Source organism: Streptomyces sp. TRM70350, assembly GCF_019219825.1.
Lineage (GTDB): Bacteria > Actinomycetota > Actinomycetes > Streptomycetales > Streptomycetaceae > Streptomyces.
This window is the reverse complement of record NZ_JAHUXH010000005.1, coordinates 34,014-59,784: the sequence shown is the minus strand read 5'-3', so window position 1 is coordinate 59,784 and position 25,771 is coordinate 34,014. Positions and strand designations below refer to the sequence as shown.

Here is a 25,771-nt window from a genome sequence, read left to right as displayed (position 1 = left end):
CCATGCCCCGCAAGACCGACCGCAAGCCCGCCAAGAACCGCCCCAACCCGCTGGACCAGGCCGGGATCACGTACATCGACTACAAGGACACCGACCTGCTGCGGAAGTTCGTCTCCGACCGGGGCAAGATCCGCAGCCGCCGGGTCACCCGTGTCTCGGCCCAGCAGCAGCGGCTGCTGGCGCGTGCGATCAAGAACGCGCGGGAGATGGCCCTGCTGCCCTACTCCAGCCGCTGACGTCCGTCCGCCGCCGAGGCCCGCGGCGGCGGACGGATCACGGGTGGGAGATCCCCTACGGTTGACTCGTAGGGGATTTCCTCTTTGTCGTCATGTCGACTGAACCATCACGTGGACCCTGGAACAGGAAGGGCGCGGAACGCGTCTGTTCCTCTGAAACGGCTTCGGTAAAGCGGTCGTCAAAGCTGTAACCGCAGGAACACCGCCCGTGCACGTGCATCTGCCCATGCATCCGCACATGAACAGGGCTATGATCCGCCTCAGTTGACCACTGCATCCATGGCCATACCAGCCAGTGCACCACCGGGGAGCGACCTGTGGATCACGACGTGTACGACGGTGACGCGTACGACGGTCATGTGCGCCACGGCGCCGGCGCGTCCGGCGCGTACAACGGCATGGCCGCCACGAAGCTGCGCGGGGTGGCCTGGCAGAAGAGCCGGCACAGCAACTCGCAGGGATCGTGTGTGGAGTTCGCGCGGCTGCCGGGCGGGAGAGTGGCGGTGCGCAACTCGAACTTCCCGGACGGGCCGGCGCTCGTCTACACGCGCGCGGAGATCGAGGCGATGCTCCTCGGTGTGAAGGACGGCGAGTTCGATCATCTGATCGCGGGCTGACGCGGCGGGGAAGCGGCCGAGGGTGATCGGCCGCTGACCCGCCGTAACGCGCGTAGAGCCTCGGCACAGGAGAGTGCCGAGGCGTCTCACGCCTCCGGCTGCAGCCGGAACATCGCCCAGACCACCTTGCCGCTCAGCGTCCCGGCCAGCGGGTGCCAGCCCCAGCTGTCGCAGAAGGAGTCGACGAGGAACAGCCCGCGACCGGACTCCGCGGAGAAGTCGTCGGCCTCGCGCGCGACCGGACTGTCGTTGCTGGGGTCCCGTACCGCGCACACCATCCGCTCGGTCCAGCGCATCAGGTGCAGCCGCACCTGCGGCGGCTCGTGCTCACCGGCCCGGTCCGCCGGGCGCGGGGCGACCGTCGGCAGGGCGTGCCGCAGAGCGTTGGTGACCAGTTCGGAGACCACCAGGCAGACGTCGTCGAAGCGGTGGCCCACGTCCCACTGGTCGAGTGTTCTGCGGGTGAAGTGCCGTGCCTCGCGCACCGCTTCGTAGCGGGCGGGCAGGGCGCAGGAGGCGGCGCTGGACACGGCGGTGGGATCCAGCGGTGGAACGCCCTGCCGTAAAGGCTCGAGCATGGTCGATCCATTCGTCCCCATGCGAGGCACTCCCCCGGGAATTCGCGGTCGTGGCGATACAGCGGTGGCGCGGGACCATGGTTTCGGATGCGTACAGCAGATGCAAGGGCAGATGCACGTGCACGCGACCGAAATGGACCTTCCCGTACCACTTCTTTGCCATTTTTTCCGCCATCTTCACGCCGTCCGCTTGCCTTCCCCTTCCCCCGGGCGCACGCGACGGAGCCGGAATCTTTGGCTTCTTTCCGTCTGTGTAACCGGACGAGTACAGCTCGGAGTGTTTTAGTGGCAGACTGCGGGCCCTGAAGACGGTTGGGGAGGCTGGAACGTGAGCGCGGGAGAGCCCGGATCGGTGGTGCGGCGCATGCTGCTCGGCTCGCAACTCAGGCGACTGCGAGAGGCGCGCGGCATCACGCGCGAGGCGGCGGGATACCACATCCGCGCCTCCGAGTCGAAGATCAGCCGGATGGAGCTGGGCCGGGTGAGCTTCAAGACGAGGGACGTCGAGGACCTGCTGACGCTGTACGGAATCGTGGACGAGACAGAGCGGACCTCACTGGTCTCCCTCGCCCGGGAAGCCAATGTCGCGGGCTGGTGGCACAGCTACTCGGACGTCCTGCCGAGCTGGTTCCCCACCTATGTCGGCCTGGAGGGCGCGGCGTCCCTGATCCGCGTGTACGAGGTCCAGTTCGTGCACGGGCTGCTGCAGACCGAGGCGTACGCGCGTGCCGTCGTCCGGCGCGGCATGAAGGGCGCGAGCGAGGCCGATGTGGAGAAGCGCGTGGCGCTGCGCCTGGAGCGGCAGAAGCACCTCGTCGCCGAGAACGCCCCCGACCTCCACATCGTCCTCGACGAGGCCGCCCTGCGCCGCCCGTACGGTGACCGCGAGGTGATGCGCGGCCAGCTCCAGCACCTGATCGAGTTCTCCGAGCGGCCCAACGTACGGCTGCAGATCATGCCGTTCAGCTTCGGCGGCCACTCCGGCGAGTCCGGCGCCTTCACCATCCTCAGCTTCCCGGAGTCCGACCTGTCGGACGTGGTGTACCTGGAGCAGCTCACCAGCGCGCTGTACCTGGACAAGGCGGAGGACGTCGCCCAGTACGAGAAGGCGCTGAAGGAGCTGCAGCGGGACAGCCCCGGGCCGGCCGAGAGCCGGGACCTGCTCAGGGGGTTGCTCCAGCTGTCCTGAAAGGTTCTCGGCTCTCCTGAGAGGTTCCCGGAGAGTTACTCCAACTCTGTTGCATCACCAGTACGATGACGCGTGATCAGGCACTGCTTCACCGGCAGGGATTGAGGGATCACATGTCGTCCTACTTCACCGACCTGGCTCAGCAGTACATCGACGGCGAGTGGCGTCCGGGCACCGGTTCCTGGGACATCATCGACTTCAACCCGTACGACGGTGAGAAGCTGGCCGCGATCACCATAGCCACGGTCGCCGAGATAGATCAGGCCTACCGTGCCGCCGCCCGCGCCCAGCCGCAGTGGGCCGAGGCCGGGCCGCACGCCCGCCGCGCCGTGCTGGAGAAGGTGCTGCGGCTGGTCGAGGAGCGCGAGCAGGAGCTCACCGAGGCGATCATCGCCGAGCTGGGCGGCACGCGCGTGAAGGCCGGCTTCGAGCTGCACCTCGCCAAGGAGTTCCTGCGTGAGGCGGCGAGCCTGGCGATGCGCGGCGAGCACCGCCTGATCCCCTCCCCGGACCCCGGCAAGGAGAACCGCCTCTACCGCGTCCCGGTCGGCGTGGTCGGCGTCATCAGCCCCTTCAACTTCCCGTTCCTGCTGTCCCTGAAGTCGGTCGCCCCGGCCCTCGCCCTGGGCAACGCCGTCGTCCTCAAGCCCCACCAGGACACCCCGGTCGTCGGCGGCACCGTCATCGCCAAGCTGTTCGAGGACGCGGGACTGCCCGCCGGTCTGCTCAACGTCGTCGTCACCGACGTCGCGGAGATCAACGACGCCTTCCTGGAGCACCCGGTCCCCAAGGTCATCTCCTTCACCGGCTCCGACAAGGTCGGCCGGCACGTCGGCACCGTCTGCGCCCGGCACTTCAAGCGAGCGATCCTCGAACTCGGCGGCAACAGCGCGTTGGTGGTCCTCGACGACGCCGAGCTCGACTACGCCGTCGACGCGGCCGTCTTCAGCCGGTACGTCCATCAGGGCCAGGTCTGCATGGCCGCCAACCGCGTCCTGGTGGACCGCTCGGTCGTCGACGCGTTCACCGAGAGGTTCGTCGCCAAGGTGAGCGGCCTGAAGGCCGGTGACCCGAGCGACCCCGAGACGGTCATCGGCCCGCTGATCAACTCCTCGCAGTCGGAGGCGATCACGTCCGTCGTCGAGCAGGCGGTCGCCGAGGGCGCCACCGCGCTGGTACGCGGCTCCACGCGCGGCAACCTGGTCGAGCCGTCGGTCCTGACGGACGTACCGACCGACTCGGCGCTGCTCCGCCAGGAGATCTTCGGTCCGGTCGCCCTCCTCGTCCCCTTCGACGGGGAGGAGGAGGCCGTACGCCTCGTCAACGACACCCCGTTCGGCCTGAGCGGTGCCGTGCACACCGCCGACGTCGAACGCGGCGTGCGCTTCGCCCAGCGCATCGACACCGGCATGTTTCACGTCAACGACGGCACCGTGCACGACGAGCCGCTCGTCCCGTTCGGCGGCGAGAAACACTCCGGCCTGGGCCGCCTGAACGGCGAGACGACGCTGGAGGCGTTCACGACGCTGAAGTGGATCTCGGTGCAGCGGGGGCGGAGCGCGTTTCCGTTCTGAGGTTCACTCGCAAAGACAATGCGGCAGACATGCATCCAGGTGTACACCAGATGCATGTCTGCTACCTATCCCATCGCGGAGGCACGCGGCAAGCTCGGTGAGCTCGCCCGGCGAGCAGCCCAGCACGAGCACATCACGCTGACCGACCGCGGCGTCCCCGCGGCCGTCCTCATCTCACCTGCCGAACTGGAGGACTTGGAGGACGCACTGGCGCTGGCCCGCCTGGAGCGCGACCGTGCCCTTGGGCGCACCGAGGCTCCGATACCGCACGACGAGGCTCGCCGAGCGCTGCTCGACGCTGCCGGGAGGGGCGAGTGACCTGGACGGTTCTGTGGGAGCCGGCCGCGCTCAACGCCGCCACGGGGCACCTCAAGGAGGACCCGCAGGGTGTCGACTCCCTCTTGCGGGCCACTGACCAGCTCGCCGACAACGAGCGCCCCGAGGGCTCCCGCGCCTGGGGTACCGACCATCGCCGCCTCCATCACGGCGCCCGGCGCATCCTGTACCGGGTCGACCCGGAGGCGCTCACTATCCACATCGAACACATCGGCCGCACGGTCGCGTGACCGGGCCGCGAGCGGCTGACGGGGTGGGCCTCGGGCGGCCCGGCGCGGCGGCCTAACCTGGACGGCATGTCAGCGATCCGTCTCCTGGTGCTGGGCGCCGTCCGCCAGCACGGGCGGGCCCACGGGTACCAGGTGCGCAACGACCTGGAGTACTGGGGCGCGCACGAGTGGTCCAACGCCAAGCCAGGCTCGATCTACCACGCCCTGAAGCAGATGGCCAAGCAGGGCCTGCTGCACGCGCACGAGATCGCGCCGTCCACCGCGGGCGGCCCCCCGCGCACCGAGTACGAGATCACGCCGGAGGGCGACCGGGAGTACTTCGCCCTCCTGCGCGACGCGCTGACCTCGTACGACCAGAAGGTCGACGTCAAGTCGGCGGCCATCGGCTTCATGGTCGACCTGCCGAGGGCCGAGGCGGTCGCGCTGCTCACGGAGCGCATCCGGCGCATCCAGGAGTGGCGCGACGCCGTCACGGACCACTACGTCCCCGAGGAGGGACCCGAGCAGCTGGGCCACATCGGCGAGATCATGAACCTCTGGATCCACACCGCCGACGCCGAGGCCGAGTGGGCCAGAGGCGTCATCAGCCGCATCGAGGGCGGCGCCTACACCTTCGCCGGTGAGGGCGAGCCGTTCGTCGGCGTGCTCGCCGAGGGCGAGGAGAACCCGTACGCGACGGGGGAGCGGCATCCGGAGGACACCCACTAATCAAGTTTGACCAATGGAGGTCCGGGCGTTACGGTCGGGGCGGTAATCAAGTTTGACTAGGTGGAGTGAGGGAGTGGCTCAGTGGCCGACACGGCGATCACCGTCGTAGGAGCACGCAAGACATACGGCAACGGAAAAGACGTCAGGCACGCACTCGACGGACTCGACCTCACGGTCGCGCGCGGCGCGGTGCACGGAGTGCTCGGGCCGAACGGCGCCGGCAAGACCACCCTGGTCCGCATCCTGTCCACACTGCTGCGCGCCGACGCGGGCCGGGTCGAGGTGGCCGGGCACGACGTCGTGCGGGAGGCGTACGAGGTGCGGCGGCGCATCGGGCTGCTCGGCCAGCACGCGGCCGTGGACGAGGAGCTGAGCGGCTTCCAGAACCTGGAGATGTTCGGCCGCCTGTACCACCTGGGCGCCCGGCACGCGCGCGTGCGGGCCGGTGAGCTCCTGGAGCGCTTCGGGCTCGCCGACACCGGCCGCAAGGCCGTCAAGCAGTACAGCGGCGGCATGCGGCGCCGCCTGGACCTCGCCGCGTCCCTGATCACCGACCCGGAGGTGCTGTACCTGGACGAACCGACCACCGGCCTCGACCCCCGCGGCCGCGCCGAGGTGTGGGCGTCGGTCCGCTCCCTGGCCGGCGGTGGTACGACGGTGCTGCTCACCACGCAGTACCTGGAGGAGGCCGATCAGCTCGCCGACCGCATCTCCGTCGTCGACCGGGGCCGGGTCGTCGCCGAGGGCACGGCGGACGAGCTGAAGGCGCTGACCGGCGGCGACCGGATCGACGTCGTCCTGCGCGACGCGGGCCAGTTGGGCAGCGCCGTCGCGCTGCTCCCCGTACCGAAGGACGACATCACCGTCGACGCCGACCGGCGGCTGCTCAGCGCGCCCGTCACCGACCGGATGGCGGCGCTCGCCGGGATCGTACGCGCCCTTGAGGAGGCCGGGATCGAGGCCGAGGACGTGGCCCTGCGCCGCCCCACCCTGGACGAGGTGTTCCTGCACGTCACCGCCGACCGCGCGAAGGAGGCCGTATGACCGCGCACGCACTGACCGACTCCTGGACCATGACCCGCCGTGAACTCGCCCACTGGGCACGGCAACCGGTCCAGGTCGCCGTCAACGTCGCCTTCCCCGTGATGCTGCTGGTGATGTTCGGCTACCTCATCGGCGGCGGCCGGGCCGTCACCGGCGACTACATCGACTACCTGCTGCCCGGGATGCTCGCGCTCACCATGGCCTTCGGCCTGGAGGGCACGATGATCGCCGTCACCGAGGACCTCAACAAGGGCGTCATCGACCGCTTCCGGTCGATGCCCATGACCAACGGCGCGGTCCTGGTGGGCCGTTCGGTCGCGGACATGCTCCAGTCGGCGCTCGCCCTCGCCGTCCTCATCGGCGTCGGCCTCGCCCTGGGCTGGCGCGCGCACGGCGGACCGGTCGCCTTCCTCGGTGCCGTCGGGCTGCTGCTCCTGTTCCGCTTCGCCATGCTGTGGATCGGCATCCACCTGGCGATGGTCGCCGGGAAACCGGAACTGGTGCAGGCCGTGCAGATCCTGGTCTGGCCGGTCGGCTTCCTGTCCAACGCCATCGCCACCCCGGAGGCCATGCCCGGCTGGCTCGGTACCGTCGTCCAGTGGAACCCGATGTCCCAGACGGCGACGGCCGTGCGCGACCTGTTCGGCAACCCCGGCGGCGAGAGCGGACACGTGTGGGCGGCGGTCCTATGGCCGCTGGCGCTGCTCGTGGTCTTCTTCCCGCTGGCGGTACGGCGTTTCGCGCGCCTGAGCCGATGAGGACGCGATGACACCGCCGATTCCGGCTTGCACCTGACGTGGCGTGAGGGCTCAGCGTGGAGGGCGTACCGAGAAGGGAGCGGAAGTGAGCTACTCCGTGGGACAGGTCGCCGGGTACGCCGGGGTCACGGTGCGCACCCTGCACCACTACGACGACATCGGCCTGCTCGTGCCCAGCGAGCGCAGCCACGCGGGCCACCGGCGTTACAGCGACGCCGACCTCGACCGGCTGCAGCAGATCCTGTTCTACCGAGAGCTCGGCTTCCCGCTCGAAGAGGTCGCCGCCCTGCTCGACGACCCGGACGCGGACCCGCGCGAACACCTGCGCCGCCAGCACGAACTGCTGACCGCCCGGATCGAGAAGCTGCAGAAGATGGCGGCGGCCGTGGAGCACGCCATGGAGGCACGCACGATGGGCATCAACCTCACGCCTGAGGAGAAGTTCGAGGTGTTCGGGGACATCGACCCGGACCAGTACGCGGACGAGGTGGGGCAGCGCTGGGGCCACTCCGAGGCCTACCGGCAGTCGCAGCAGCGGACGGCCTCCTACACCAAGGAGGACTGGCTGCGGATCCAGCGCGAGGCCGAGGAGATCAACGGCCGCTTCGTCGCGCTCATGGAGGCGGGAGAGCCGGCGGACTCCGAGGCGGCCATGGACGCCGCCGAGGAACACCGTCAGTGGATCTCCAGCAGTCACTACGACTGCGGGCACGAGATGCACACCTGCCTCGGCGAGATGTACGTGTCCGACCCGCGGTTCACGGAGACGTACGACACGATCCGCCCCGGCCTCGCGGTCTATCTGCGCGACGCGATCAAGGCCAACGCGGCCCGGCACACCTCCTGACCCCCTGGCCCGGGGCCCCGCTCCCGGGCCAGGACCACCGGGGAACCAGGGGCGGACACCTTGCGTTGATAGCTTTGTCCGGCCGTATTCGACGCCGTACTTCCCGACCCTCAGGAGCCCGGAACCGTGACGACGCTTGCCCTCGGACCGAGCTGGCTGGATCCGAACTATCTGCTGAACACCTTCGGTATCTGGGGCCTGCTCCTCATCGTCTTCGCGGAATCGGGCCTGCTCATCGGGTTCTTCCTGCCGGGCGACTCGCTGCTGTTCACGGCCGGACTGCTGATCGCGTCCAAGCAGCTGGACTTCCCGCTGTGGGCGGCCATCGTGCTGATCTGCATCGCCGCGATCCTCGGCGACCAGGCGGGCTACATGTTCGGCAAGAAGGTCGGCCCGGCGCTCTTCACCCGCCCCGACTCCCGCTTCTTCAAGCAGGAGAACGTCACCAAGGCCCACGAGTTCTTCGAGAAGTACGGCCCGAAGTCCCTGGTCCTGGCCCGCTTCGTGCCCATCGTGCGCACGTTCACGCCGATCATCGCGGGCGTCAGCGGCATGCGGTACCGCTCGTTCCTGATCTTCAACATCGTCGGCGGCATCCTGTGGGGCGCGGGCGTGACCCTGCTCGGCGCCTGGCTGGGCAACATCGGCTTCGTCAAGGCCAACATCGAAGCGATCCTGATCCTGATCGTCTTCCTCTCGGTCCTCCCGATCATCATCGAGTTGTGGCGAGCCCGCTCGAAGAACAAGAAGAACCCGCCCCAGCAGCCCCAGTACCAGCCTCCGGCCCAGCAGCCCCTGATGGACGACGCCACCACCCAGCTGCGCCGCATCGAGCCGAACCACCAGAACGACCAGGGGTACGGCCAGCAGGGATACGGCGACCAGGGATACGGCGACCAGGGGTACGGCAACCAGGGCTACCAGCAGCCGTACCCGCAGCAGCAGCCGTACGCCCAGCCGTACCCGCAGCAGCCGTACGGCTACCAGCAGGGCCAGCAGCAGTACCCGTACGACCCTCACCGGCAGAACTGAGACGCCCCCAAGGGCCCGTAGGCGCCCGGCGTCAGAACCCTCGCGTCCGCTTCGCGGCCCGCCGCCCCCCGGCGGAGCCGCCCGGCAGCCGCAGGAACAACCGAGAGATCTCCGACCCCAGGTTGACCCCGATCGCAATGGCCATCGCCAACGCCGCGGCCTTGGTCAGCGACCCCAACCCCGAGTCCACCTCGTTCTGCGCGATCGACAACAGCCCGAAGTACGTCGCGGACCCCGGCAGCAACGGCCCGATCGCGGCCGTCGTGTACGGCAGCGCGGACGCGTACCGGTACCGCGACAGCAGCTGCCCGAACAGCCCCACCAACCCCGCGGCCACCGCCGTGGAGGCAACCGGCGAGATGTCCCCGGCGTAGCGCATCGCCCCGTACACGATCCACGCGACACCCCCGTTGAGCGTCACCGCGAGCACGGTGGACCGTTCCTGCTGCAACAGCACGGCGAACGTCAGTGACAGCAGCATCGACGCGGCGATCTGCACCCAGGGCCGCTCGGCGATGTGCACGGCCGCGTCGGGGGTGAGCTGGGCCCCGAGCTGAACGCCGAAGTACAGCACGACCAGCACGCCCACGACGATGCCCACGAAGAAGTACATGACCTCCAGCAGGCGCGCCGCCGCGGTGATGTAGAAGCCGGTCAGCCCGTCCTGCACGCCCGCCACCAGCGCCCGCCCGGGCAGCAGCGCGAACAGCCCACCGGTGATGACGGCCGACGCCTTCACATCGACGTGCAGCAGCGTGAGCGCGACCCCCATCGCGGCCGGCGGCATCGCGGCCACGGTGAACTGGTAGAACTCCGGCAGCCCGCGCCCCGCGCACAGCCAGGCCAGCCGGTCGCCGAGCATCGCGCCCAGCGCGGCCGCGACGAACACGATCAGGTCACCGCCGACGAGCACGGAGGCCGCACCGGCGAGCAGCCCGCTCGCCGAGGTGAGCACCCAGGTGGGGTACGGGTGCCGGTTGCGGCGGATCTCCGCGAGGCGCCGGTAGGCCTCCTCCAGGGAGATGTGGGTCTCGGGGTCGCTGAGGTCGTCGACGAGCCGGAAGACGGCCGCCAGGCGCGTGTAGTCGGTGCCCCGGCGGCGTACCGTCCGGGACGCCGAGACGGGGTCGTCGACGAGGGACGGCTGGTACGAGACCGACAGCAGCGTGAAGGTGACGTTCGGCTCGCAGCGGTCCAGGCCGTAGGAGCGGCAGACCGCGAACATCGCCGCCTCCACGTCCTCGGCGCCCTCACCACCGGCCAGCAGCAGCTCGCCGATACGCAGGGTCAGGTCGAGGACGCGCGGGACGGCCGGGCCGTCCTCCTCCTCGCTCTTGTGCACCGGCTCCGGCGCGGGCCGCTCCGTGACCGGCAGCCGCAGCATGGTGCGCATCCGGTCCTGCCAGGGCACGTCCTTGGTGAGCCGGACCGCGGGGATCCCGCTCGGGGGCGTGAACGCGGCCGGCGCGCTGCGCGAGCTGTAGGTCTTCGGCGGGCTGAACGCCGACCCCTCGGGCTCGGCGACGGGCGGCGACGGGACGTCGAGGCCGTCCGGCACGGCGAACTCGGACGTCGTCTCCGACTCGCCTGCCGTCTTCGGAACGTCCAGCCCGTCGGGGATCGCGAACTCGGACGTGACCTCGGAGTCGAACGTGGTCCTGGCCTCGTCCGACTGCGGCTTGCGGTCCTCCGCCTCCGTCACCTTGAGCAGTGCTCCCTGTCCGTGTACGACACACCCGATCGCCCAGTATGCGCACAGACACGCGGACGGGCCGCACGCGTGCGCGTGCGGCCCGTTTACCCGGGATGCGGGCGCTCAGTGACCGCCCTGCTCCTTGAAGCGCTTGTACGACCGCTCGATCTCGGCCTCGGCCTCGGTCCGGCCCACCCAGTTGGCGCCCTCGACGGACTTGCCCGGCTCCAGGTCCTTGTAGACCTCGAAGAAGTGCTGGATCTCCAGGCGGTCGAACTCGGACACGTGGTGAATGTCGCGCAGGTGCTCCACGCGCGGGTCGTGGGCCGGAACGCACAGCAGCTTGTCGTCGCCGCCGGCCTCGTCGGTCATCCGGAACATGCCGATCGCACGGCACTGGATGAGGCAGCCGGGGAACGTCGGCTCGTCCAGGATGACCAGCGCGTCCAGCGGGTCGCCGTCCTCGCCGAGGGTGTTCTCGACGAAGCCGTAGTCGGCCGGGTAGCTGGTCGACGTGAACAGGCGGCGGTCCAGGCGGATACGACCGGTCTCGTGGTCCACCTCGTACTTGTTCCGCGAACCCTTCGGAATCTCGATCGTGACGTCGAACTCCACCGGTGGCTCCTCCATGATCAGCACGCAGTTCTGGTGGTTAAGTGTCCCTCACGCAGCTGTGTGATCGCGAAAGGGGCTGGTGGTCGTGCCCGAGCTGAGGCCTTGGCGGGCCGCGAGACCGCATGTGGCGCGGATCGCGAACGCCGTACGTCCCCGTCTCGCCCGGACCCGCGCGGCCACCGCGCCCCGGCTCGCCCGGTGGGCGTCGGCCGCGAAACCGCAGGTCGGGAAGGTGATGGGGGCGAATCCGTGGCCGTACACCGCGGTCGCCGCCACCGCAGGCCTCGTGCTGGCCGCCGGTGTGGTGACCGCCGCGGGGCCCTGGGACTCCTCAGGTCAGCGTACGGCGGAGCGGGACCGGGCCGCCGTCCAGGGGGGCACGGGTGGCACAGATCACGGCGGCGACCCCGGCATGGCCGGCGCGCCCAAGCCCGCACCCAGCGCCGCCTCGGTCCTGACCGGCCTCGGCGGCGCCGCGAACACCGTCAAGTCGGCACCGAACGGCAGGGCCCTGGCCGGTGTCCTGGACCCGCTGCTGGCCGATCCGGCGCTCGGCAGCCGCCGTACCGCCGTGGTCGTCGACCTGACCACCGGCAAGCGGCTCTACGGCAGCGGCGCCGACGAGGCGCTCACCCCCGCCTCCACCACGAAGATCGCCACCGCGGTCGCCGCCCTGTCCGCCCTGGGCGCCGACCACCGCCTCACCACGCGCACCGCCTATGAGCCCGACACGAAGGAACTCATCCTCGTCGGCGGCGGCGACCCCACCCTCACGGCCCACGAGGACAGCGCGGGCCAGGCGAGCCTGCGCACCCTGGCCGCCAGGACGGCGGCCGCCCTGAAGGAGCGCGAGCTGCGCGAGGTGACGCTGTCGTACGACACCACCCTGTACGCCGGGCCCGAACTTCATCCCATCGGTGTCAACGACAACATCGCCGCCGTCAGCCCGCTGATGGTCGACGAGGCCCGCACCGACGGCTCGACCAGCGGGCCCGCGCCGCGCGTGCCGGACCCGGCGGCGGACGCCACCCGGCAGTTCGCGGAGCTCCTGAACCAGCACGGCATCCGGACGACGTCCCCCGGCCCGTCCAAGGCGACCGAGCGCGCCCAGACCCTCGCCGAGGTCCAGTCGCCGCCGCTGTCGGCCCTGGTCGAGCGGATGATGACCAACAGCGACAACGACATCGCCGAGGCCCTCGCCCGCCACACCGCCCTCGCGACCGGCGAACGCGCCGACTTCGACGGGGCCGGACGCGCGATCCACGCCCAGCTGAAGAAGCTCGGCCTGCCGCTGAAGGGCGCCCGCTTCAAGGACGGCAGCGGCCTCGACCGCGACGGCCGCCTCACCGCGAACCTGCTGTCGCGGCTGCTCCTGAAGGCCGCCGACCCTTCCCGACCCGAACTGCGCCCCACCCTCACCGGCCTGCCGGTGGCCGGCTTCACGGGCACGCTGAGCGGCCGGTACGCCGACGGCGCGGCCGGCGTCGTACGCGCCAAGACCGGCACCCTCACCGGTGTGAACACCCTGGCCGGGACGGCCGTCACCCGGGACGGTCGTGTCCTGGGCTTCGCCTTCCTGGCGTCGGAGACGACCGACGCGACGGCGGCCCAGACGGCCCTGGACCGGGCGGCGACGGCGCTGACGACCTCCCGCTGAACCGGGTGCGGGGCTCCCTGGAGCACTCACCGCCGCCGGTGCCCGGGGAGGTGGCGGCGAACCGCCCGGCCCCCGCCGACCGCCACGCCCTGCCCGAAGTGGGACCGCTCACGTACGGTTGACGCATGACGAGCATCGGTGCTTCTTCGGGGATGGTCGACTGGAACCTCGCGGTGGCGACCGCGACCCGGCTCGTGCGGCCGGGCCCAGAAGTGAGCCGCGACGAGGCCCGGGCCGTCGTCGCGGAGCTTCGCCGGCACGCCAAGGCCTCGGAGGGGCACGTCCGGGGCTTCACCCGGATGGGCACCGAGGAGACCCACGACACCCCGGTCCTCGTGGTCGACCGCCCCGGCTGGATCCGGGCCAACGTCGCGGGCTTCCGGGAACTGCTCAAGCCGCTGCTCGGCAAGATGCAGGAGCGGCGCGGCAACACCCCGGGCGGCGCGGTCCTCGGCGCCGTCGGCGGCAAGGTCACCGGCGTGGAACTGGGCATGCTGCTGTCCTTCCTCGCCTCCCGCGTCCTCGGCCAGTACGAGACCTTCGCCCCGGCCACCCGCGACCTCCCCGCCGGCGAGAACGGCGGCGGCCGGCTGCTGCTCGTCGCCCCGAACATCGTGCACGTCGAACGCGAACTCGACGTCGAGCCGCATGACTTCCGCCTGTGGGTGTGCCTGCACGAGGAGACCCACCGCACGCAGTTCTCCGCCGTGCCGTGGCTGCGGGATCACCTGGAGGGCGAAATCCAGTCGTTCTTGGCGGAGACCGACGTCGACCCCATGACCGTCCTCGAACGCATCCGCGAGGCCGCCCAGACGCTCGCCGGGGGCCGACCCGAGGGCGAGGAGGACGACGGCGGCCGGTCCCTGGTGGAACTGGTGCAGACCCCGGCCCAGCGCGAGATCCTCGGCCGGCTCACCGCCGTGATGTCGCTGCTGGAGGGCCACGCCGACTTCGTGATGGACGGCGTCGGCCCGGACGTCGTACGGACCGTCGCCGAGATCCGCGAGAAGTTCCAGCAGCGGCGTGCCAAGGGCGCCTCCCGGCTGGACCTGGCCCTGCGCAAGCTGCTCGGTCTGGACGCCAAACTCAGGCAGTACCGGGACGGCGAACGCTTCGTACGCGCTGTCGTCGACGAGGTCGGCACGAACGGCTTCAACCGTGTGTGGACCTCCCCGAACACCCTCCCCACCAAGTCGGAGATCGCCAAACCGGCGGACTGGATCGCACGGGTGCATCGCAGGAGTGAGACGTGAGTGCGGGGTGAGAGGTGGTGAACCGGATCCGGCCGACGGCAGGCGAACGCCCCTCCAATCACCCGTCCGAGGGACCGTGAGGCATGGGTAGGCGTGCAATGCTCGGGGAACGGCCCGGTTCTGTCACCATCTACACACTCTGAGTGACCGAACTCGGGCTCACCCCCCGAAAAAACTTCATGAAGGGAACCGGACAATGGGTCCCCATCCTGCGGTCGCGGCGATACGCCTGGCGGTCCGCCGCGTCCTCCACGACATCCTCACCGAGCACACCTCCACCCCCCACACCGTCGGCCCCCACGAGCGCCCCCCGTCGCCGCTCGTGCTCGTGGCCTGCTCCGGCGGCGCCGACTCCATGGCGCTGGCCTCAGCGGTCGCCTTCGAAGCCCCCAAACTCGGCATCCGCGCGGGCGGCATCACCGTCGACCACGGCCTGCAGCCCGGCTCCGACCTGCGCGCCGAGGAGGTCGTGCAGCGGCTGCGCGAGCTCGGCCTGGACCCGGCCGAGTCCGTCGCCGTGCGCGTCGGTCGCGACGGAGGTCCCGAAGCCGCCGCCCGGGACGCCCGGTACGCCGCCCTGGACGCCGCCGCCGTACGCCACCGAGCCGCCGCCGTCCTGCTCGGTCACACCCGCGACGACCAAGCCGAAACCGTCCTGCTCGGCCTCGCCCGCGGCTCCGGCATCCGCTCCCTGTCCGGCATGGCCGCGGTCTCGGGGGCCGGCGGCCGTTACCGGCGCCCCTTCCTCCAGCTCGACCGGCAGACCGCTCGTAAGGCCTGCATGGTCCAGTCCCTGCCGGTGTGGGACGACCCACACAACGCGGATCCGGCATACACCAGGTCGCGGCTGCGGCACGAGGGACTGCCCGCCCTGGAGAAGGCGCTCGGCAAGGGCGTCGTCGGGGCGCTCGCCCGCACGGCCCAGCTCTCCCGGGACGACGCCGACGCCCTCGACACCTGGGCCAGCCAGGCCGAGGCCTCCGTCCGCGACGCCGCCGGCGGCCTGGAGTGCGCCAAGCTGTACGCCCTGCCGCCCGCGGTACGCCGCCGGATCCTGCGCCGGGCCGCCATCGAGGCCGGTGCGCCGGCCGGTTCGTTGTTCGCCCGTCACATCGAGGAAGTCGACCGCCTGATCACCGGCTGGCGCGGTCAGGGAGCCATCAATCTCCCCGGCAAAGTCGTCGCCCGGCGCCAGGGTGGCAGACTGGTGATTCGGCAAGGCTGAATCCGGACCCTCCCACCGGACCGTGCGTACGGCCCCACGAGGGCCGCTCACGCGGTCGAGGGCGTTTCGGAGACGGCCGGTGGGACGACCGAAAGTGATGCGGGTGGACGCGAAAGACATGGGTGCCGACCTCAAGCAGGTACTCATCACCAAGGAAGAGATCGACGCGAAGCTGGCCGAGCTGGCCGCGAAGATCGACGCGGAGTACGCGGGCAAGGACCTGCTGATCGTCGGCGTCCTCAAGGGCGCGGTGATGGTCATGGCGGACCTCGCCCGGGCGCTGTCCACCTCGCTCACCATGGACTGGATGGCGGTGTCGTCCTACGGCGCGGGCACCCAGTCCTCCGGTGTCGTGCGGATCCTCAAGGACCTCGACACCGACATCAAGGGCAAGCACGTCCTCATCGTCGAGGACATCATCGACTCCGGCCTGACCCTGTCCTGGCTGATCTCCAACCTCGGCTCCCGCGAGCCCGCCTCCCTGAAGGTGTGCACGCTGCTGCGCAAGCCGGAGGCCGCGAAGGTCGCCATCGACGTGGAATGGGTCGGCTTCGACATCCCCAACGAGTTCGTCGTGGGCTACGGCCTCGACTATGCCGAGAAGTACCGCAACCTCCCGTTCGTCGGTACGCTCGCGCCCCACGTCTACGGCGGCTGAGCCGGACGGCTGCGGCCTTGTAGGGAGATCGGGAACCCCGGCGGGTCTCGCGCCGTTGGAGCATGCAGACGGGTTCGCCAGCCGTCCCGTGCGGCTTCGGGCACCATTGCTGGGGTACCGTCAGAAGAACTGTCTTATCAAACTCACTATGGCAGGAGGGACGGGGCGGCACCGCTCCGTATGGATGGACGTGAAGCGATACTTCCGTGGGCCGGTCATGTGGATCGTGCTGGCCGTCCTTGCCGTGGTCGTGTTGATGCAGGTCGTCGGCTCGTCCGGGGGCTACAAGACGGTGGACACCGGCCAGGTCGTCCAGGCGATCAGTGACAACAGGGTCGAAGCGGCCAAGCTGACCACCGGCGACGAGCAGACCATCAAGGTCACGCTCAAGGACGGCGAAAAGATCGAGGGCAGCTCCAAGATCCAGGCGAGCTACATCGGCGACCAGGGCGCCAACCTCGCCTCCACGCTGCAGGACAAGTACCAGAACAAGCAGATTCCGGACGGTTACACGGTCACACCGACCAAGCAGAACGCGTTCGTCAGCATCCTGCTGTCTCTGCTGCCCTTCGTCCTCATCGTGGTCGTGTTCCTGTTCCTGATGAACCAGATGCAGGGCGGCGGCTCCCGAGTGATGAACTTCGGGAAGTCGAAGGCCAAGCTCATCACCAAGGACACCCCCAAGACGACGTTCGTGGACGTCGCGGGTGCCGACGAGGCCGTCGAGGAGCTCCAGGAGATCAAGGAGTTCCTGCAGGAGCCGGCCAAGTTCCAGGCCGTCGGCGCCAAGATCCCCAAGGGCGTGCTGCTGTACGGCCCGCCCGGCACCGGCAAGACGCTGCTCGCGCGTGCCGTGGCCGGCGAGGCGGGCGTGCCCTTCTACTCGATCTCCGGTTCCGACTTCGTCGAGATGTTCGTCGGCGTCGGTGCCTCCCGGGTCCGTGACCTGTTCGAGCAGGCCAAGGCGAACGCCCCGGCGATCGTCTTCGTCGACGAGATCGACGCGGTCGGCCGCCACCGCGGCGCCGGCCTCGGCGGCGGTCACGACGAGCGCGAGCAGACCCTGAACCAGCTGCTCGTCGAGATGGACGGCTTCGACGTCAAGGGCGGTGTGATTCTCATCGCCGCGACCAACCGGCCCGACATCCTCGACCCGGCGCTGCTGCGCCCCGGCCGCTTCGACCGGCAGATCGCCGTCGACCGCCCGGACATGCAGGGCCGTCTGGAGATCCTCAAGGTCCACCAGAAGGGCAAGCCGGTCGCGCCCGACGTCGACCTGTCGGCGGTCGCCCGCCGCACGCCCGGCATGACCGGCGCCGACCTGGCGAACGTGCTGAACGAGGCCGCCCTGCTGACGGCCCGCAGCGACAAGAAGCTGGTCGACAACAAGATGCTCGACGAGGCCATCGACCGCGTCGTGGCGGGCCCGCAGAAGCGGACCCGGATCATGTCGGACAAGGAGAAGAAGATCACCGCGTACCACGAGGGCGGTCACGCCCTGGTCGCGGCGGCCTCGCCGAACTCCGACCCGGTCCACAAGATCACGATCCTGTCCCGCGGCCGCGCCCTCGGCTACACGATGGTGCTGCCCGACGAGGACAAGTACTCGACCACGCGCAACGAGATGCTCGACCAGCTGGCCTACATGCTGGGCGGCCGCGCGGCCGAGGAGCTGGTCTTCCACGACCCGACCACCGGTGCCGCCAACGACATCGAGAAGGCCACCAACCTGGCCCGCGCGATGGTCACCCAGTACGGCATGACGGAGCGCCTGGGCGCGATCAAGTTCGGCGGTGACAACAGCGAGCCGTTCCTCGGACGTGAGATGGCTCACCAGCGCGACTACTCCGAGGAGGTCGCGGCGCTCGTCGACGAAGAGGTCAAGAAGCTCATCGAGACCGCGCACAACGAGGCGTGGGAGATCCTGGTCGAGAACCGCGACGTCCTCGACAACCTGGTCCTGGCACTCCTGGAGAAGGAGACCCTGGGCAAGGAGGAGATCGCCGAGATCTTCGCGCCGATCGTCAAGCGGCCGCCGCGTCCCGCGTGGACCGGTTCCTCCCGCCGTACGCCGTCCACCCGTCCGCCGGTGCTCTCCCCGAAGGAGCTCGCACTGACGAACGGCGCCAACGGCGCGACGGCGGCGATCACCGCGAAGAGCTCGGCGACGGAGCCCGCCCCGGCAGCCGAACCGGCCGCCCCGGAGGACCGTCCCGAAGCCTGAGCCCCGGGCCGCCCTGCGGCCCACCAGGCCCGGAATGGATGCCGCGCCCCCCTGGTTCTAGCCTGGGGGCGCGGCATCGACGTATGCGCACAGATGGGACGCGTCTCAGCACGCGTCAGGCACAGGAACGAGGCACCACATGACCGACCCCGTGACGCTGGACGGCGAGGGCACGATCGGCGAGTTCGACGAGAAGCGCGCCGAGAACGCCGTACGCGAACTGCTGATCGCGGTCGGCGAGGACCCCGATCGCGAGGGGCTCCGGGAGACGCCGGCGCGGGTGGCGCGGGCTTACAAGGAGATATTCGCGGGGTTGTGGCAGAAGCCCGAGGACGTGCTGACGACGACGTTCGACATCGGGCACGACGAGATGGTGCTCGTGAAGGACATCGAGGTGTACTCGACGTGTGAGCACCACCTGGTGCCGTTCCGGGGCGTCGCCCACGTGGGATACATCCCGTCCACCTCCGGCAAGATCACCGGGCTGTCCAAGCTGGCCCGCCTGGTGGACGTCTATGCCCGCCGGCCGCAGGTGCAGGAACGACTCACCACGCAGATCGCGGACTCCCTGATGGAGATCCTGGAGCCGCGCGGCGTCATCGTGGTCGTGGAGTGCGAGCACATGTGCATGTCGATGCGGGGCATTCGCAAGCCCGGTGCGCAGACCATCACGTCGGCGGTGCGGGGCCAGCTGCGGGACGCGGCGACGCGGAACGAGGCGATGAGCCTGATCATGGCTCGCTGAGGCACGTGCCGCGGTTTCACGCCGCCGGAGCGGCCCCCGCGCCGTTGTGCTCGTCGTCCTCCGGGAGCTTGCAGACGTGCTCCAGGAAGATCGCGGCGGCGATGACGGCGATGCCCGCCACCACCGAGCAGCCGGCGTAGATGGCCTGGTCGCGGCGGACCGGGATGTCGAGGGACTCCAGCAGGAAGACGCCCGTGCCGCCGTACATCCCGGCGACGAGGGCGGCGACCAGGGCGCTGGCCTGGCCGAAGACGACCGCGCGGGCCGCCATCAGCGGGTCGACGCCCTTGGCCTCGGGACGGCGTTCGCGCTGGGCCCTGAGCCGGGCGCGGATCGAGAGCGCCGTGGCGAGCAGCACCGCGGCGATCAGGGCCAGCACGATGGGGGCGGCCAGGGGGACGCTCGGGAGCGTACCGATCGAGTTCCAGAGGCGGGCGCCCGCCCAGGACAGGATCCCGGCGACGACGAAGACGCCGGCCAGCACCCTGATGCGCAGCTCTCTCACGGTGTCCCTTCGGTTCCCCGGATGCCCCGGACTGTGGCCGTCTCGACCTTAACGACTACTCGGGCAGCTGGAGTTCCAGGTCGGCGCGGGGAGCGACACCGTTGCGGGTGACCGCGCCGAGCAGGTCGGCGACGGCGCCGCGGCCGGGCACTTGGGCGTCGGGGTCCACGTCGTGCCAGGGGGCGAGGACGAAGGCGCGTTCGTGGGCGCGCGGGTGGGGGAGGGTGAGCGTCGGGTCGTCGGAGACGACGTCGGCGTACGACACGATGTCGACGTCGAGCGTGCGCGGGCCCCAGTGCTCGTCGCGGACCCGGTGGAAGGCCTCCTCGACCGCGTGCGCCCGCTCCAGGAGGGAGGAGGGGGGCAGGGTGGTCTTCAGGACCACGACCGCGTTGAAGTACGACGGCTGGCTGCCCGGCTCGACGCCCCACGGCTCCGTCTCGTACACCGGGGACACGGCCTTGATGCGGACACCCGGGGTGTCCTCCAGGGCGTCGATGGCGCCCTGCAGGGTCTCCAGGCGGTTGCCGAGGTTGGAGCCGATGGAGATCACGGCCCGTTTGGGGTTGTGCAGGGTGGTGTCGGCGGCGTCGACCTTCTCGACGACGGAGGCGGGTACCGGCTGTACGGTCGGGTCGCTGTGACCCTCGGTGAAGAACGCGGTCATACTCGGCTCCGGGTGATGGTGACGGTCACGTCGTCGAAGGGGACCGTGATCGGTGCGTCCGGTTTGTGGACGGTGACCTCGATCTCCTGAACCCCTTCGTGCTTCAGACAGGCCTGGGCGATGCGCTCGGCGAGCGTCTCGATGAGGTTGACGGGCTCGCCCTCGACGACGGCCACGACCTCCTCCGCCACGATGCCGTAGTGCACGGTCTTCGCCAGGTCGTCGTCGGCCGCGGCCGGGCGGGTGTCCAGGCCGAGGACGAGGTCCACGATGAAGGTCTGGCCCTCCTCGCGCTCCCTGGGGAACACACCGTGGTGCCCGCGGGCCTTCAGGCCGCGCAGCGCGACACGATCCACGCGAATCACTCCTGCAATCGTCGGGTGCGACCGGTCCGTACCGTGTGCGGGCGGCACACCGGCCTCGAACGAATCTACCTGCGGACACCGACAACCCCGGGCCACGGGGGCGCGGGCCCGGCGAGGGCCGGGAGGTTTCATCGCGTGTTTCCCCTGGGGAATCCGGCGGCTCACGGGCTGGTAGCCGCCCATACCCCCGGGTTCGTGATTCCAACCACTTCTTGGTCCCTTCGAGCCCCGCTCGGTCCCTTCCGGCGCTGTTGGGTCCCTTCCGGCCCCTTGTGGTGCGCCTACCCACTCAGGCGGTCGACTCGTCGTCCTCGTCCTCGGCGCTTTCGGTCAGAACCGGGGAGGCGTGGTGCGACCAGAGCTTCCACCCGGCGGGTGTGCGCCGGAACACATTCGTGGCCACCACCAGCTGCCCGACCAGCGGGCCCGGCCCCTCGCCGTCCTCGGGCGCGGGGCCGCCGCTGAGGATGTTCTCCGTGCAGCTCACCAGGGCGGTGTCGCCGGTGACCGAGACATGCACGTCGGTCAGGAAGAACTGGATGTAGTCGGTGTTCGCCATGATCAGGGCGTACGACCGGAGCACCTCGCCGCGGCCGGTGAGCACCGGCCAGCCGGGGTGCACGCAGGAGATCACGCCGGTGTCCGCCGGGTCGTGGTACGTCTCGTCGACGCCCAGGTCGGACGGGGTGAGCCAGAGCGTGGACAGCTCCTCGAAGTCGCCCCGCTCCAGTGCCTCGTAGAAGGCGGTGTTGGCGAGTTCGACCTGCTCGACGTCGGTGTGGGGAGCGCTCACCGGGCTCCTTCCACGGCGCGTGCGACCCGTACCGCGTCCGCGGTGGCACGCACCTCGTGCACGCGCACCGCCCACGCGCCGGCGTGCGCCGCCAGCGCCGAGACGGCGGCCGTGGCCGCGTCGCGCTCCCGGGCCGGGGGCGGGGAGCCCTCCGGGCCCGCCAGCACGCGGCCGAGGAAGCGCTTGCGGGAGGCGGCGACGAGCAGGGGGTGCCCGAGGGCGCGCAGGCGGTCCAGGTGGGCGAGGAGGGTGAGGTCGTGCTCGGCCTCCTTGGAGAAGCCGAGACCGGGGTCGATCACGATCCGGTCGGGGGCGACGCCGCCCTCCAGAACGGCCTCCACGCGCGCGTGCAGCTCGTCGACGACCTCGGTGACGACGTCGTCGTACACGCCCCTGACGTTGCCGCCCTCCAGGAAGCCGCGCCAGTGCATGACGACGAAGGGGGCGCCGGTCCGCGCGACGACCGGGATCATCGCGGGGTCGGCGAGGCCGCCGCTGACGTCGTTGACGAGGGCGGCGCCTGCGGCGAGGGCCTGTTCGGCGACGGACGCGCGCATGGTGTCGACGGAGATGACGACGCCCTCGGAGGCGAGGCCGCGGACGACCGGGATGACGCGGCGCAGTTCCTCGGCCTCGTCGACCCGGGTGGCGCCGGGGCGGGTGGACTCGCCGCCGACGTCCACGAGGTCGGCGCCCTCGGTGACGAGGTCGAGGCCGTGCTTCACGGCGGCGGTCGTGTCGAACCAGCGGCCGCCGTCGGAGAAGGAGTCGGGGGTGACGTTCACGACTCCCATGACCGCGCAGCGGTCCCATTCCGGAAGGCCCGCGATCCGCCCGCGTCCGCTGTGGTTGTTCATACGTTCAGCGTAGGCCCAGGGTGGGGCCGGGCTCCTCACCTGGGCGGCCCGGCCGGGCGGGGGACCGGCAGGGGATGGCGCGGCCCGAGCGGCGGGCCCCAGGGCTGGAGGGGGCGGGGCTGCCGCTCGGGCCTGTCTCCGGGTCAGGCCGCGCGCACGTCCCGTTCCGCGACGGCGTGCGCGCAGGGGCGCGCGGTGGCCTCCCGGCGCCGCAGGGGGCGCGGCAGGGCGCGGCCGAGGTTGAGGAAGCCCTCCGCCTGCAGGGCGGCCAGGCCGATGCGCGGCAGGTCGCCGGAGGCTCGGTAGACGACGAAACGGGGCTCCCAGCGCGGCTGGAACTTGGCGTTGAACCGGTACAGGGACTCGATCTGGAACCAGCGCGAGAGAAACACCAGAAGGCCGCGCCAGGCGCGCAGCACCGGGCCCGCGCCGATCTTCTCGCCACGCGCCAGCGCGGAGCGGAACATCGCGAAGTTGAGCGACACGCGCGCGATGCCGAACTTCGGCGCCGCCTTCAGCGCGGCGACGATCAGCAGTTCGTTCATGCCGGGGTCCGCCGTGCGGTCCCGGCGCATCAGGTCCAGCGAGACCCCGTCCGTCCCCCAGGGCACGAAGTGCAGGATCGCCTTCAGATCGCCGTACGGACCCGGCTCGGCGCCGACCTGGTGGGCGGTGGCCACGAGGCAGTCGCCGTCGGCGGCATCGCCGATGCGGCCCAGCGCCATGGAGAAGCCCCGTTCGCTGTCGGTGCCGCGCCAGTCGTCGGCGGCGCGGCGGATCCGGTCCAGCTCGGTCTCGCCGATGTCACGGACGCGTCGTACCCGGGTCTCGTAACCGGCTCGCTCGATGCGCTTGACCATCTGACGCACGTTGCGCATCGCGCGGCCGGTGAGGGAGAAATCCGCGACGTCCACCACCGCCTCGTCGCCCAGTTCGAGGGCGTCGAGACCGGTCTCGCGGCTCCACACCTCGCCGCCCGTCTCGGAGCAGCCCATGACGGCGGGCGTCCAGGAGTGCGCGCGTGCCTCGTCCATGAACCGTTCGATGGCGCCGGGCCAGGCCTCCACGTCGCCTATGGGGTCCCCGCTGGCGAGCATCACCCCGGAGACCACCCGGTACGTCACCGCCGCCTTGCCGCTGGGGGAGAAGACGACGGCCTTGTCGCGGCGCAGCGCGAAGTGGCCGAGGGAGTCACGGCCGCCGTGCCGCTCCAGCAGGGCGCGCAGCCGGACCTCGTCGTCCTCGGTGAGCCGCGCTGCCGGGTGTTCGGGACGCAGGGCGAGGTAGATCGTGGTGACGGCGGTGAGCAGGCCGAGCGCGCCCAGGGAGACGCCGACCGTCCATGAGGTGGTGCCCTCGTAGCCGACCGGGCCCTCGAAACCGAACAGGCCGTACAGGACGTGGGCGATGCGGTCCGCCAGGGACGGGTCGCCGATCATGCTGTGCGGGTGCGCGCTCACGATGACCAGCCCCAGGACGAGCGAACCGGCGCCCATGAGCACGAAGTTGGCCAGCGCGCGCCACCGGCTGCGCGGGTCGGGCAGGGACGCGAACTGGTCGCGGTGGCGCACCAGCGCCGCGAGCAGCGCCAGCGAGATGATCACGCCGAGCAGGGAGTGCCGGTAGGTGAACTGCGCGACGGCCCCGGCCGGCAGCAGCGCCACGGCGGCCCGCCAGGCCCGGCGCTTGCCGCGCTTGAGGCCGTGGGCGAGCAGCAGCAACAGCACACCGACGCTGAGCGAGAGCGCCGCCGCGAACGGTCCGAGCGCGCCGGGCAGCACCTCGGCGAGCGCGTGCATACGGCTGTGCCGGAAGCGCGGAAAGACGCCGGCGGCGATGTCCACGAGGCCCACGAGGGCACAGGCCCTGCCGACGAGGACGGGAACGGACTCGGGGCGCGGACCGCGCAGTGGCCGGCGGAGCCGCCTCATTTTCCCTTCTTCCCTGACAGACATCGCATCCCGTAGTTCTGCGCGAGAGTTGGCCTCCGGTGCCGATTCGGGCATCCGGCGACATTGCGCCCTCTAGGACGGTGGGACGGAGGGCGAGGTTCACCTCCGGTTCGCAAAGCCCGTTCAAAGGCCGGTCCATGGTTCTGTTTCACGGCCATGTGCCGGCCCTGTTCCACGGGCACGCGCCGATCCTGTTCCAAGGCCCCGCGATGGCTGTGTTTTTACCGCCTGGGGCACCACGATTCGCCTACGCGCGGTAAGTTTCTGGCCATGCCACGTGGACGTCATCGCCATTCACCGCCCTTGCACAGGCTGCTGCCTCCCTCGGCGATCGCAGGCGTCTCGCTCGTCTGCGCCCTCGGCCCATGGGTGTTCACGGAGCCGATGGTGCTCAGGGGGCTGGCGGCGGCCGCCGCGGTGACGGCCGTCGCCGGCGCGGTCGTCATGCGCCGCTGGGACATCCAGGCCGGCAAGCAGGTGGCCGACCTCACGCGCGCGCGTGCGAGCGACGAGTGGCGGCACGAGGAGCGCGTCGCCGAACTGGAGAGCGACCTGGAGGAGTCCCGCGAACTGCGCGGCAAGCTCGAACAGCGCCTCCGGGCCAAGCGCGCCGAACTGGCCGGGCTGCGCAACGAGCACGCGGCACTGCTGCGCCGGTACGCCACCGCCGAGACCGAGCGCGCGAGCGCCCTGGAGGGCCGCCGCCTGCTGGAGATCGAGGCCGCCGCTCCCGCGCGTGCGCTGCCTCCCGTACCGGACGCGGAGGACGCCGCCGAGGTCGGCGAGGCCGCGGTCGAGGACACCGCCGTCGAGGACCAACCGGTGACGCCGGGGCTGTTCTCCCCGGAGGGATCCCGGCTGTTCCTGCGGGCGCAGGCCGCGCTGGTCCGCTTCGACGCCGAACTGAGGGCCGAGGCCGAGAAGGACACGGCTGCGGAGGCCGAGGCGTCCGCCAAGGAGGCCGTTCCGGCCGACGCCGACCGTGGTGCCGGGGCGGAGGCCGCACAGGAGGACGAAGCACGGGGGAAGACCGAGGCGGCCGACGGGCACCAGCACGCGGCCGCCACCACCCCGGCGCACATCCAGCAGCACTCCGGGCACTACACCGTGCCGACCGCCGTGGCGGTCGTACCGACGTCCGCGCCGGTACGGCGTCCCGCTGCCGAGGGCGGGTTCGACTTCTTCGGTACGAAGGCGAAGGGCGCGGCGTCCGCCGCCCTGGAGGCCGTGCAGAACGAGGACCTCGCCGACGTGGTCGGACAGGAGGCGCTCGATCTGCACAAGGCGGAGGCGGAGTTCAAGCCCCCGACCGCGGACTCGCGCGGTGTCGGCCAGGTGATCGACCTGACGGCGCACGACGAGACGGAGCAGATCGACGTCCACGGGCTGCGCAGCGCGGCCTCCTGAAAGCCC

At 70.6% G+C, this 25,771-nt stretch carries 27 protein-coding genes; 18 read left to right on the top strand and 9 right to left on the bottom strand.

The window, feature by feature from the left end; translation table 11 throughout:
* Nucleotides 1–2 precede the first annotated feature (2 nt).
* Together rpsR and KWI83_RS09960 are read left to right on the top strand one after the other, a co-directional pair.
* Entirely contained in the window at nucleotides 3–236 is a 234-nt protein-coding gene (gene rpsR / locus KWI83_RS09965) for a 30S ribosomal protein S18 (protein WP_218513956.1), read from the top strand.
* A 317-nt stretch (nucleotides 237–553) separates the two neighbouring features.
* On the top strand, nucleotides 554–853 hold the full coding sequence (locus tag KWI83_RS09960) for a DUF397 domain-containing protein (RefSeq protein WP_218513955.1): 300 nt from the start codon (nucleotides 554–556) through the stop codon (nucleotides 851–853).
* A gap of 86 nt (nucleotides 854–939) precedes the next feature.
* On the opposite strand, the gene KWI83_RS09955 is transcribed toward KWI83_RS09960, so the two are convergent.
* A complete protein-coding gene (locus tag KWI83_RS09955) occupies nucleotides 940–1,431 on the bottom strand; it encodes an ATP-binding protein (protein WP_256362038.1) in 492 nt (163 codons plus the stop codon).
* A 364-nt stretch (nucleotides 1,432–1,795) separates the two neighbouring features.
* Here KWI83_RS09955 and KWI83_RS09950 point away from each other — a divergent pair, with 364 nt between their 5' ends.
* The 9 genes from KWI83_RS09950 to KWI83_RS09910 all read left to right on the top strand — a co-directional run bounded on the left by KWI83_RS09950 (nucleotide 1,796) and on the right by KWI83_RS09910 (nucleotide 9,149).
* Nucleotides 1,796–2,620, top strand: coding sequence for a helix-turn-helix transcriptional regulator (locus KWI83_RS09950; RefSeq protein ID WP_218514190.1), 825 nt, complete (start codon nucleotides 1,796–1,798; stop codon nucleotides 2,618–2,620).
* 113 nt (nucleotides 2,621–2,733) lie between these two features.
* On the top strand, nucleotides 2,734–4,194 hold the full coding sequence (locus KWI83_RS09945; protein ID WP_218513953.1) for an aldehyde dehydrogenase family protein: 1,461 nt from the start codon (nucleotides 2,734–2,736) through the stop codon (nucleotides 4,192–4,194).
* A 54-nt stretch (nucleotides 4,195–4,248) separates the two neighbouring features.
* Nucleotides 4,249–4,512 (top strand): type II toxin-antitoxin system prevent-host-death family antitoxin, encoded by a 264-nt coding sequence (locus tag KWI83_RS09940; RefSeq protein ID WP_218513952.1) that lies wholly within the window; start codon nucleotides 4,249–4,251, stop codon nucleotides 4,510–4,512.
* Nucleotides 4,509–4,760, top strand: coding sequence for a type II toxin-antitoxin system RelE/ParE family toxin (locus tag KWI83_RS09935; protein WP_218513951.1), 252 nt, complete (start codon nucleotides 4,509–4,511; stop codon nucleotides 4,758–4,760). Before KWI83_RS09940 ends, KWI83_RS09935 begins: the two co-directional genes overlap by 4 nt.
* Before the next feature lie 66 nt (nucleotides 4,761–4,826).
* Entirely contained in the window at nucleotides 4,827–5,468 is a 642-nt protein-coding gene (locus tag KWI83_RS09930) for a PadR family transcriptional regulator (RefSeq protein ID WP_218513950.1), read from the top strand.
* Between the two features lie 81 nt (nucleotides 5,469–5,549).
* Nucleotides 5,550–6,512 carry an ATP-binding cassette domain-containing protein gene (locus KWI83_RS09925; RefSeq protein WP_218513949.1) on the top strand — a complete coding sequence of 321 codons (963 nt, stop codon included), beginning with the start codon at nucleotides 5,550–5,552 and terminating at the stop codon, nucleotides 6,510–6,512.
* Nucleotides 6,509–7,270 (top strand): ABC transporter permease, encoded by a 762-nt coding sequence (locus KWI83_RS09920; RefSeq protein ID WP_218513948.1) that lies wholly within the window; start codon nucleotides 6,509–6,511, stop codon nucleotides 7,268–7,270. Before KWI83_RS09925 ends, KWI83_RS09920 begins: the two co-directional genes overlap by 4 nt.
* An 85-nt stretch (nucleotides 7,271–7,355) precedes the next feature.
* Nucleotides 7,356–8,117 carry a MerR family transcriptional regulator gene (locus KWI83_RS09915; protein ID WP_218513947.1) on the top strand — a complete coding sequence of 254 codons (762 nt, stop codon included), beginning with the start codon at nucleotides 7,356–7,358 and terminating at the stop codon, nucleotides 8,115–8,117.
* A 126-nt stretch (nucleotides 8,118–8,243) separates the two neighbouring features.
* Nucleotides 8,244–9,149 (top strand): DedA family protein, encoded by a 906-nt coding sequence (locus tag KWI83_RS09910; RefSeq protein ID WP_218513946.1) that lies wholly within the window; start codon nucleotides 8,244–8,246, stop codon nucleotides 9,147–9,149.
* Nucleotides 9,150–9,180: 31 nt separating this feature from the next.
* Here the strand turns inward: KWI83_RS09910 and KWI83_RS09905 are convergent, their stop codons facing one another.
* Both KWI83_RS09905 and KWI83_RS09900 read right to left on the bottom strand, forming a co-directional pair.
* Nucleotides 9,181–10,851 (bottom strand): threonine/serine exporter ThrE family protein, encoded by a 1,671-nt coding sequence (locus KWI83_RS09905; RefSeq protein ID WP_218513945.1) that lies wholly within the window; start codon nucleotides 10,849–10,851, stop codon nucleotides 9,181–9,183.
* A gap of 114 nt (nucleotides 10,852–10,965) precedes the next feature.
* Nucleotides 10,966–11,457: an inorganic diphosphatase gene (locus KWI83_RS09900; RefSeq protein ID WP_053756473.1), complete on the bottom strand. Its 492-nt coding sequence runs from the start codon at nucleotides 11,455–11,457 to the stop codon at nucleotides 10,966–10,968.
* Nucleotides 11,458–11,536: 79 nt separating this feature from the next.
* Between KWI83_RS09900 and dacB the strand changes: the two genes are divergently transcribed.
* The 6 genes from dacB to folE all read left to right on the top strand — a co-directional run bounded on the left by dacB (nucleotide 11,537) and on the right by folE (nucleotide 19,219).
* Nucleotides 11,537–13,114, top strand: coding sequence for a D-alanyl-D-alanine carboxypeptidase/D-alanyl-D-alanine-endopeptidase (gene dacB, locus KWI83_RS09895; RefSeq protein ID WP_218513944.1), 1,578 nt, complete (start codon nucleotides 11,537–11,539; stop codon nucleotides 13,112–13,114).
* Between the two features lie 125 nt (nucleotides 13,115–13,239).
* On the top strand, nucleotides 13,240–14,367 hold the full coding sequence (locus KWI83_RS09890) for a zinc-dependent metalloprotease (RefSeq protein WP_218513943.1): 1,128 nt from the start codon (nucleotides 13,240–13,242) through the stop codon (nucleotides 14,365–14,367).
* A 196-nt stretch (nucleotides 14,368–14,563) separates the two neighbouring features.
* The gene (gene tilS, locus KWI83_RS09885; RefSeq protein WP_218513942.1) at nucleotides 14,564–15,592 is read left to right on the top strand and encodes a tRNA lysidine(34) synthetase TilS; all 1,029 of its coding nucleotides are present in this window, start codon (nucleotides 14,564–14,566) and stop codon (nucleotides 15,590–15,592) included.
* Between the two features lie 97 nt (nucleotides 15,593–15,689).
* Nucleotides 15,690–16,250: a hypoxanthine phosphoribosyltransferase gene (gene hpt / locus KWI83_RS09880; RefSeq protein ID WP_218514189.1), complete on the top strand. Its 561-nt coding sequence runs from the start codon at nucleotides 15,690–15,692 to the stop codon at nucleotides 16,248–16,250.
* A 184-nt stretch (nucleotides 16,251–16,434) separates the two neighbouring features.
* Nucleotides 16,435–18,474, top strand: coding sequence for an ATP-dependent zinc metalloprotease FtsH (gene ftsH / locus KWI83_RS09875; protein ID WP_218514188.1), 2,040 nt, complete (start codon nucleotides 16,435–16,437; stop codon nucleotides 18,472–18,474).
* A gap of 139 nt (nucleotides 18,475–18,613) precedes the next feature.
* Complete coding sequence (gene folE, locus KWI83_RS09870) at nucleotides 18,614–19,219, top strand: GTP cyclohydrolase I FolE (protein ID WP_218513941.1); 606 nt, start codon at nucleotides 18,614–18,616, stop codon at nucleotides 19,217–19,219.
* Between the two features lie 16 nt (nucleotides 19,220–19,235).
* Here the strand turns inward: folE and KWI83_RS09865 are convergent, their stop codons facing one another.
* The 6 genes from KWI83_RS09865 to KWI83_RS09840 all read right to left on the bottom strand — a co-directional run bounded on the left by KWI83_RS09865 (nucleotide 19,236) and on the right by KWI83_RS09840 (nucleotide 24,337).
* Nucleotides 19,236–19,724 carry a DUF3180 domain-containing protein gene (locus KWI83_RS09865; protein ID WP_218513940.1) on the bottom strand — a complete coding sequence of 163 codons (489 nt, stop codon included), beginning with the start codon at nucleotides 19,722–19,724 and terminating at the stop codon, nucleotides 19,236–19,238.
* Between the two features lie 55 nt (nucleotides 19,725–19,779).
* A complete protein-coding gene (gene folK, locus KWI83_RS09860) occupies nucleotides 19,780–20,391 on the bottom strand; it encodes a 2-amino-4-hydroxy-6-hydroxymethyldihydropteridine diphosphokinase (protein WP_218513939.1) in 612 nt (203 codons plus the stop codon).
* A complete protein-coding gene (folB, locus tag KWI83_RS09855; RefSeq protein ID WP_218513938.1) occupies nucleotides 20,388–20,747 on the bottom strand; it encodes a dihydroneopterin aldolase in 360 nt (119 codons plus the stop codon). Before folB ends, folK begins: the two co-directional genes overlap by 4 nt.
* 298 nt (nucleotides 20,748–21,045) lie before the next feature.
* Complete coding sequence (locus KWI83_RS09850) at nucleotides 21,046–21,549, bottom strand: nuclear transport factor 2 family protein (RefSeq protein ID WP_218513937.1); 504 nt, start codon at nucleotides 21,547–21,549, stop codon at nucleotides 21,046–21,048.
* A complete protein-coding gene (folP, locus tag KWI83_RS09845) occupies nucleotides 21,546–22,406 on the bottom strand; it encodes a dihydropteroate synthase (protein WP_218513936.1) in 861 nt (286 codons plus the stop codon). Before folP ends, KWI83_RS09850 begins: the two co-directional genes overlap by 4 nt.
* Nucleotides 22,407–22,549: 143 nt before the next feature.
* Nucleotides 22,550–24,337: a phosphatidylglycerol lysyltransferase domain-containing protein gene (locus KWI83_RS09840; protein WP_218513935.1), complete on the bottom strand. Its 1,788-nt coding sequence runs from the start codon at nucleotides 24,335–24,337 to the stop codon at nucleotides 22,550–22,552.
* Nucleotides 24,338–24,628: 291 nt separating this feature from the next.
* Here KWI83_RS09840 and KWI83_RS09835 point away from each other — a divergent pair, with 291 nt between their 5' ends.
* Complete coding sequence (locus tag KWI83_RS09835; RefSeq protein ID WP_218513934.1) at nucleotides 24,629–25,765, top strand: hypothetical protein; 1,137 nt, start codon at nucleotides 24,629–24,631, stop codon at nucleotides 25,763–25,765.
* Nucleotides 25,766–25,771 lie beyond the last annotated feature (6 nt).

Bases quoted from the DNA above. Each gene is read 5' to 3' on its own strand.
- rpsR (WP_218513956.1), top strand. From the start codon at position 3: ATGCCCCGCAAGACCGACCGCAAGCCCGCCAAGAACCGCCCCAACCCG.
- KWI83_RS09955 (WP_256362038.1), bottom strand. From the start codon at position 1,431: ATGCTCGAGCCTTTACGGCAGGGCGTTCCACCGCTGGATCCCACCGCC.
- KWI83_RS09950 (WP_218514190.1), top strand. From the start codon at position 1,796: ATGCTGCTCGGCTCGCAACTCAGGCGACTGCGAGAGGCGCGCGGCATC.
- KWI83_RS09945 (WP_218513953.1), top strand. From the start codon at position 2,734: ATGTCGTCCTACTTCACCGACCTGGCTCAGCAGTACATCGACGGCGAG.
- KWI83_RS09940 (WP_218513952.1), top strand. From the start codon at position 4,249: ATGTCTGCTACCTATCCCATCGCGGAGGCACGCGGCAAGCTCGGTGAG.
- KWI83_RS09930 (WP_218513950.1), top strand. From the start codon at position 4,827: ATGTCAGCGATCCGTCTCCTGGTGCTGGGCGCCGTCCGCCAGCACGGG.
- KWI83_RS09920 (WP_218513948.1), top strand. From the start codon at position 6,509: ATGACCGCGCACGCACTGACCGACTCCTGGACCATGACCCGCCGTGAA.
- KWI83_RS09890 (WP_218513943.1), top strand. From the start codon at position 13,240: ATGACGAGCATCGGTGCTTCTTCGGGGATGGTCGACTGGAACCTCGCG.
- tilS (WP_218513942.1), top strand. From the start codon at position 14,564: ATGGGTCCCCATCCTGCGGTCGCGGCGATACGCCTGGCGGTCCGCCGC.
- hpt (WP_218514189.1), top strand. From the start codon at position 15,690: ATGCGGGTGGACGCGAAAGACATGGGTGCCGACCTCAAGCAGGTACTC.
- ftsH (WP_218514188.1), top strand. From the start codon at position 16,435: ATGGACGTGAAGCGATACTTCCGTGGGCCGGTCATGTGGATCGTGCTG.
- folE (WP_218513941.1), top strand. From the start codon at position 18,614: ATGACCGACCCCGTGACGCTGGACGGCGAGGGCACGATCGGCGAGTTC.
- folK (WP_218513939.1), bottom strand. From the start codon at position 20,391: ATGACCGCGTTCTTCACCGAGGGTCACAGCGACCCGACCGTACAGCCG.
- folP (WP_218513936.1), bottom strand. From the start codon at position 22,406: ATGAACAACCACAGCGGACGCGGGCGGATCGCGGGCCTTCCGGAATGG.
- KWI83_RS09840 (WP_218513935.1), bottom strand. From the start codon at position 24,337: ATGAGGCGGCTCCGCCGGCCACTGCGCGGTCCGCGCCCCGAGTCCGTT.
- KWI83_RS09835 (WP_218513934.1), top strand. From the start codon at position 24,629: ATGCCACGTGGACGTCATCGCCATTCACCGCCCTTGCACAGGCTGCTG.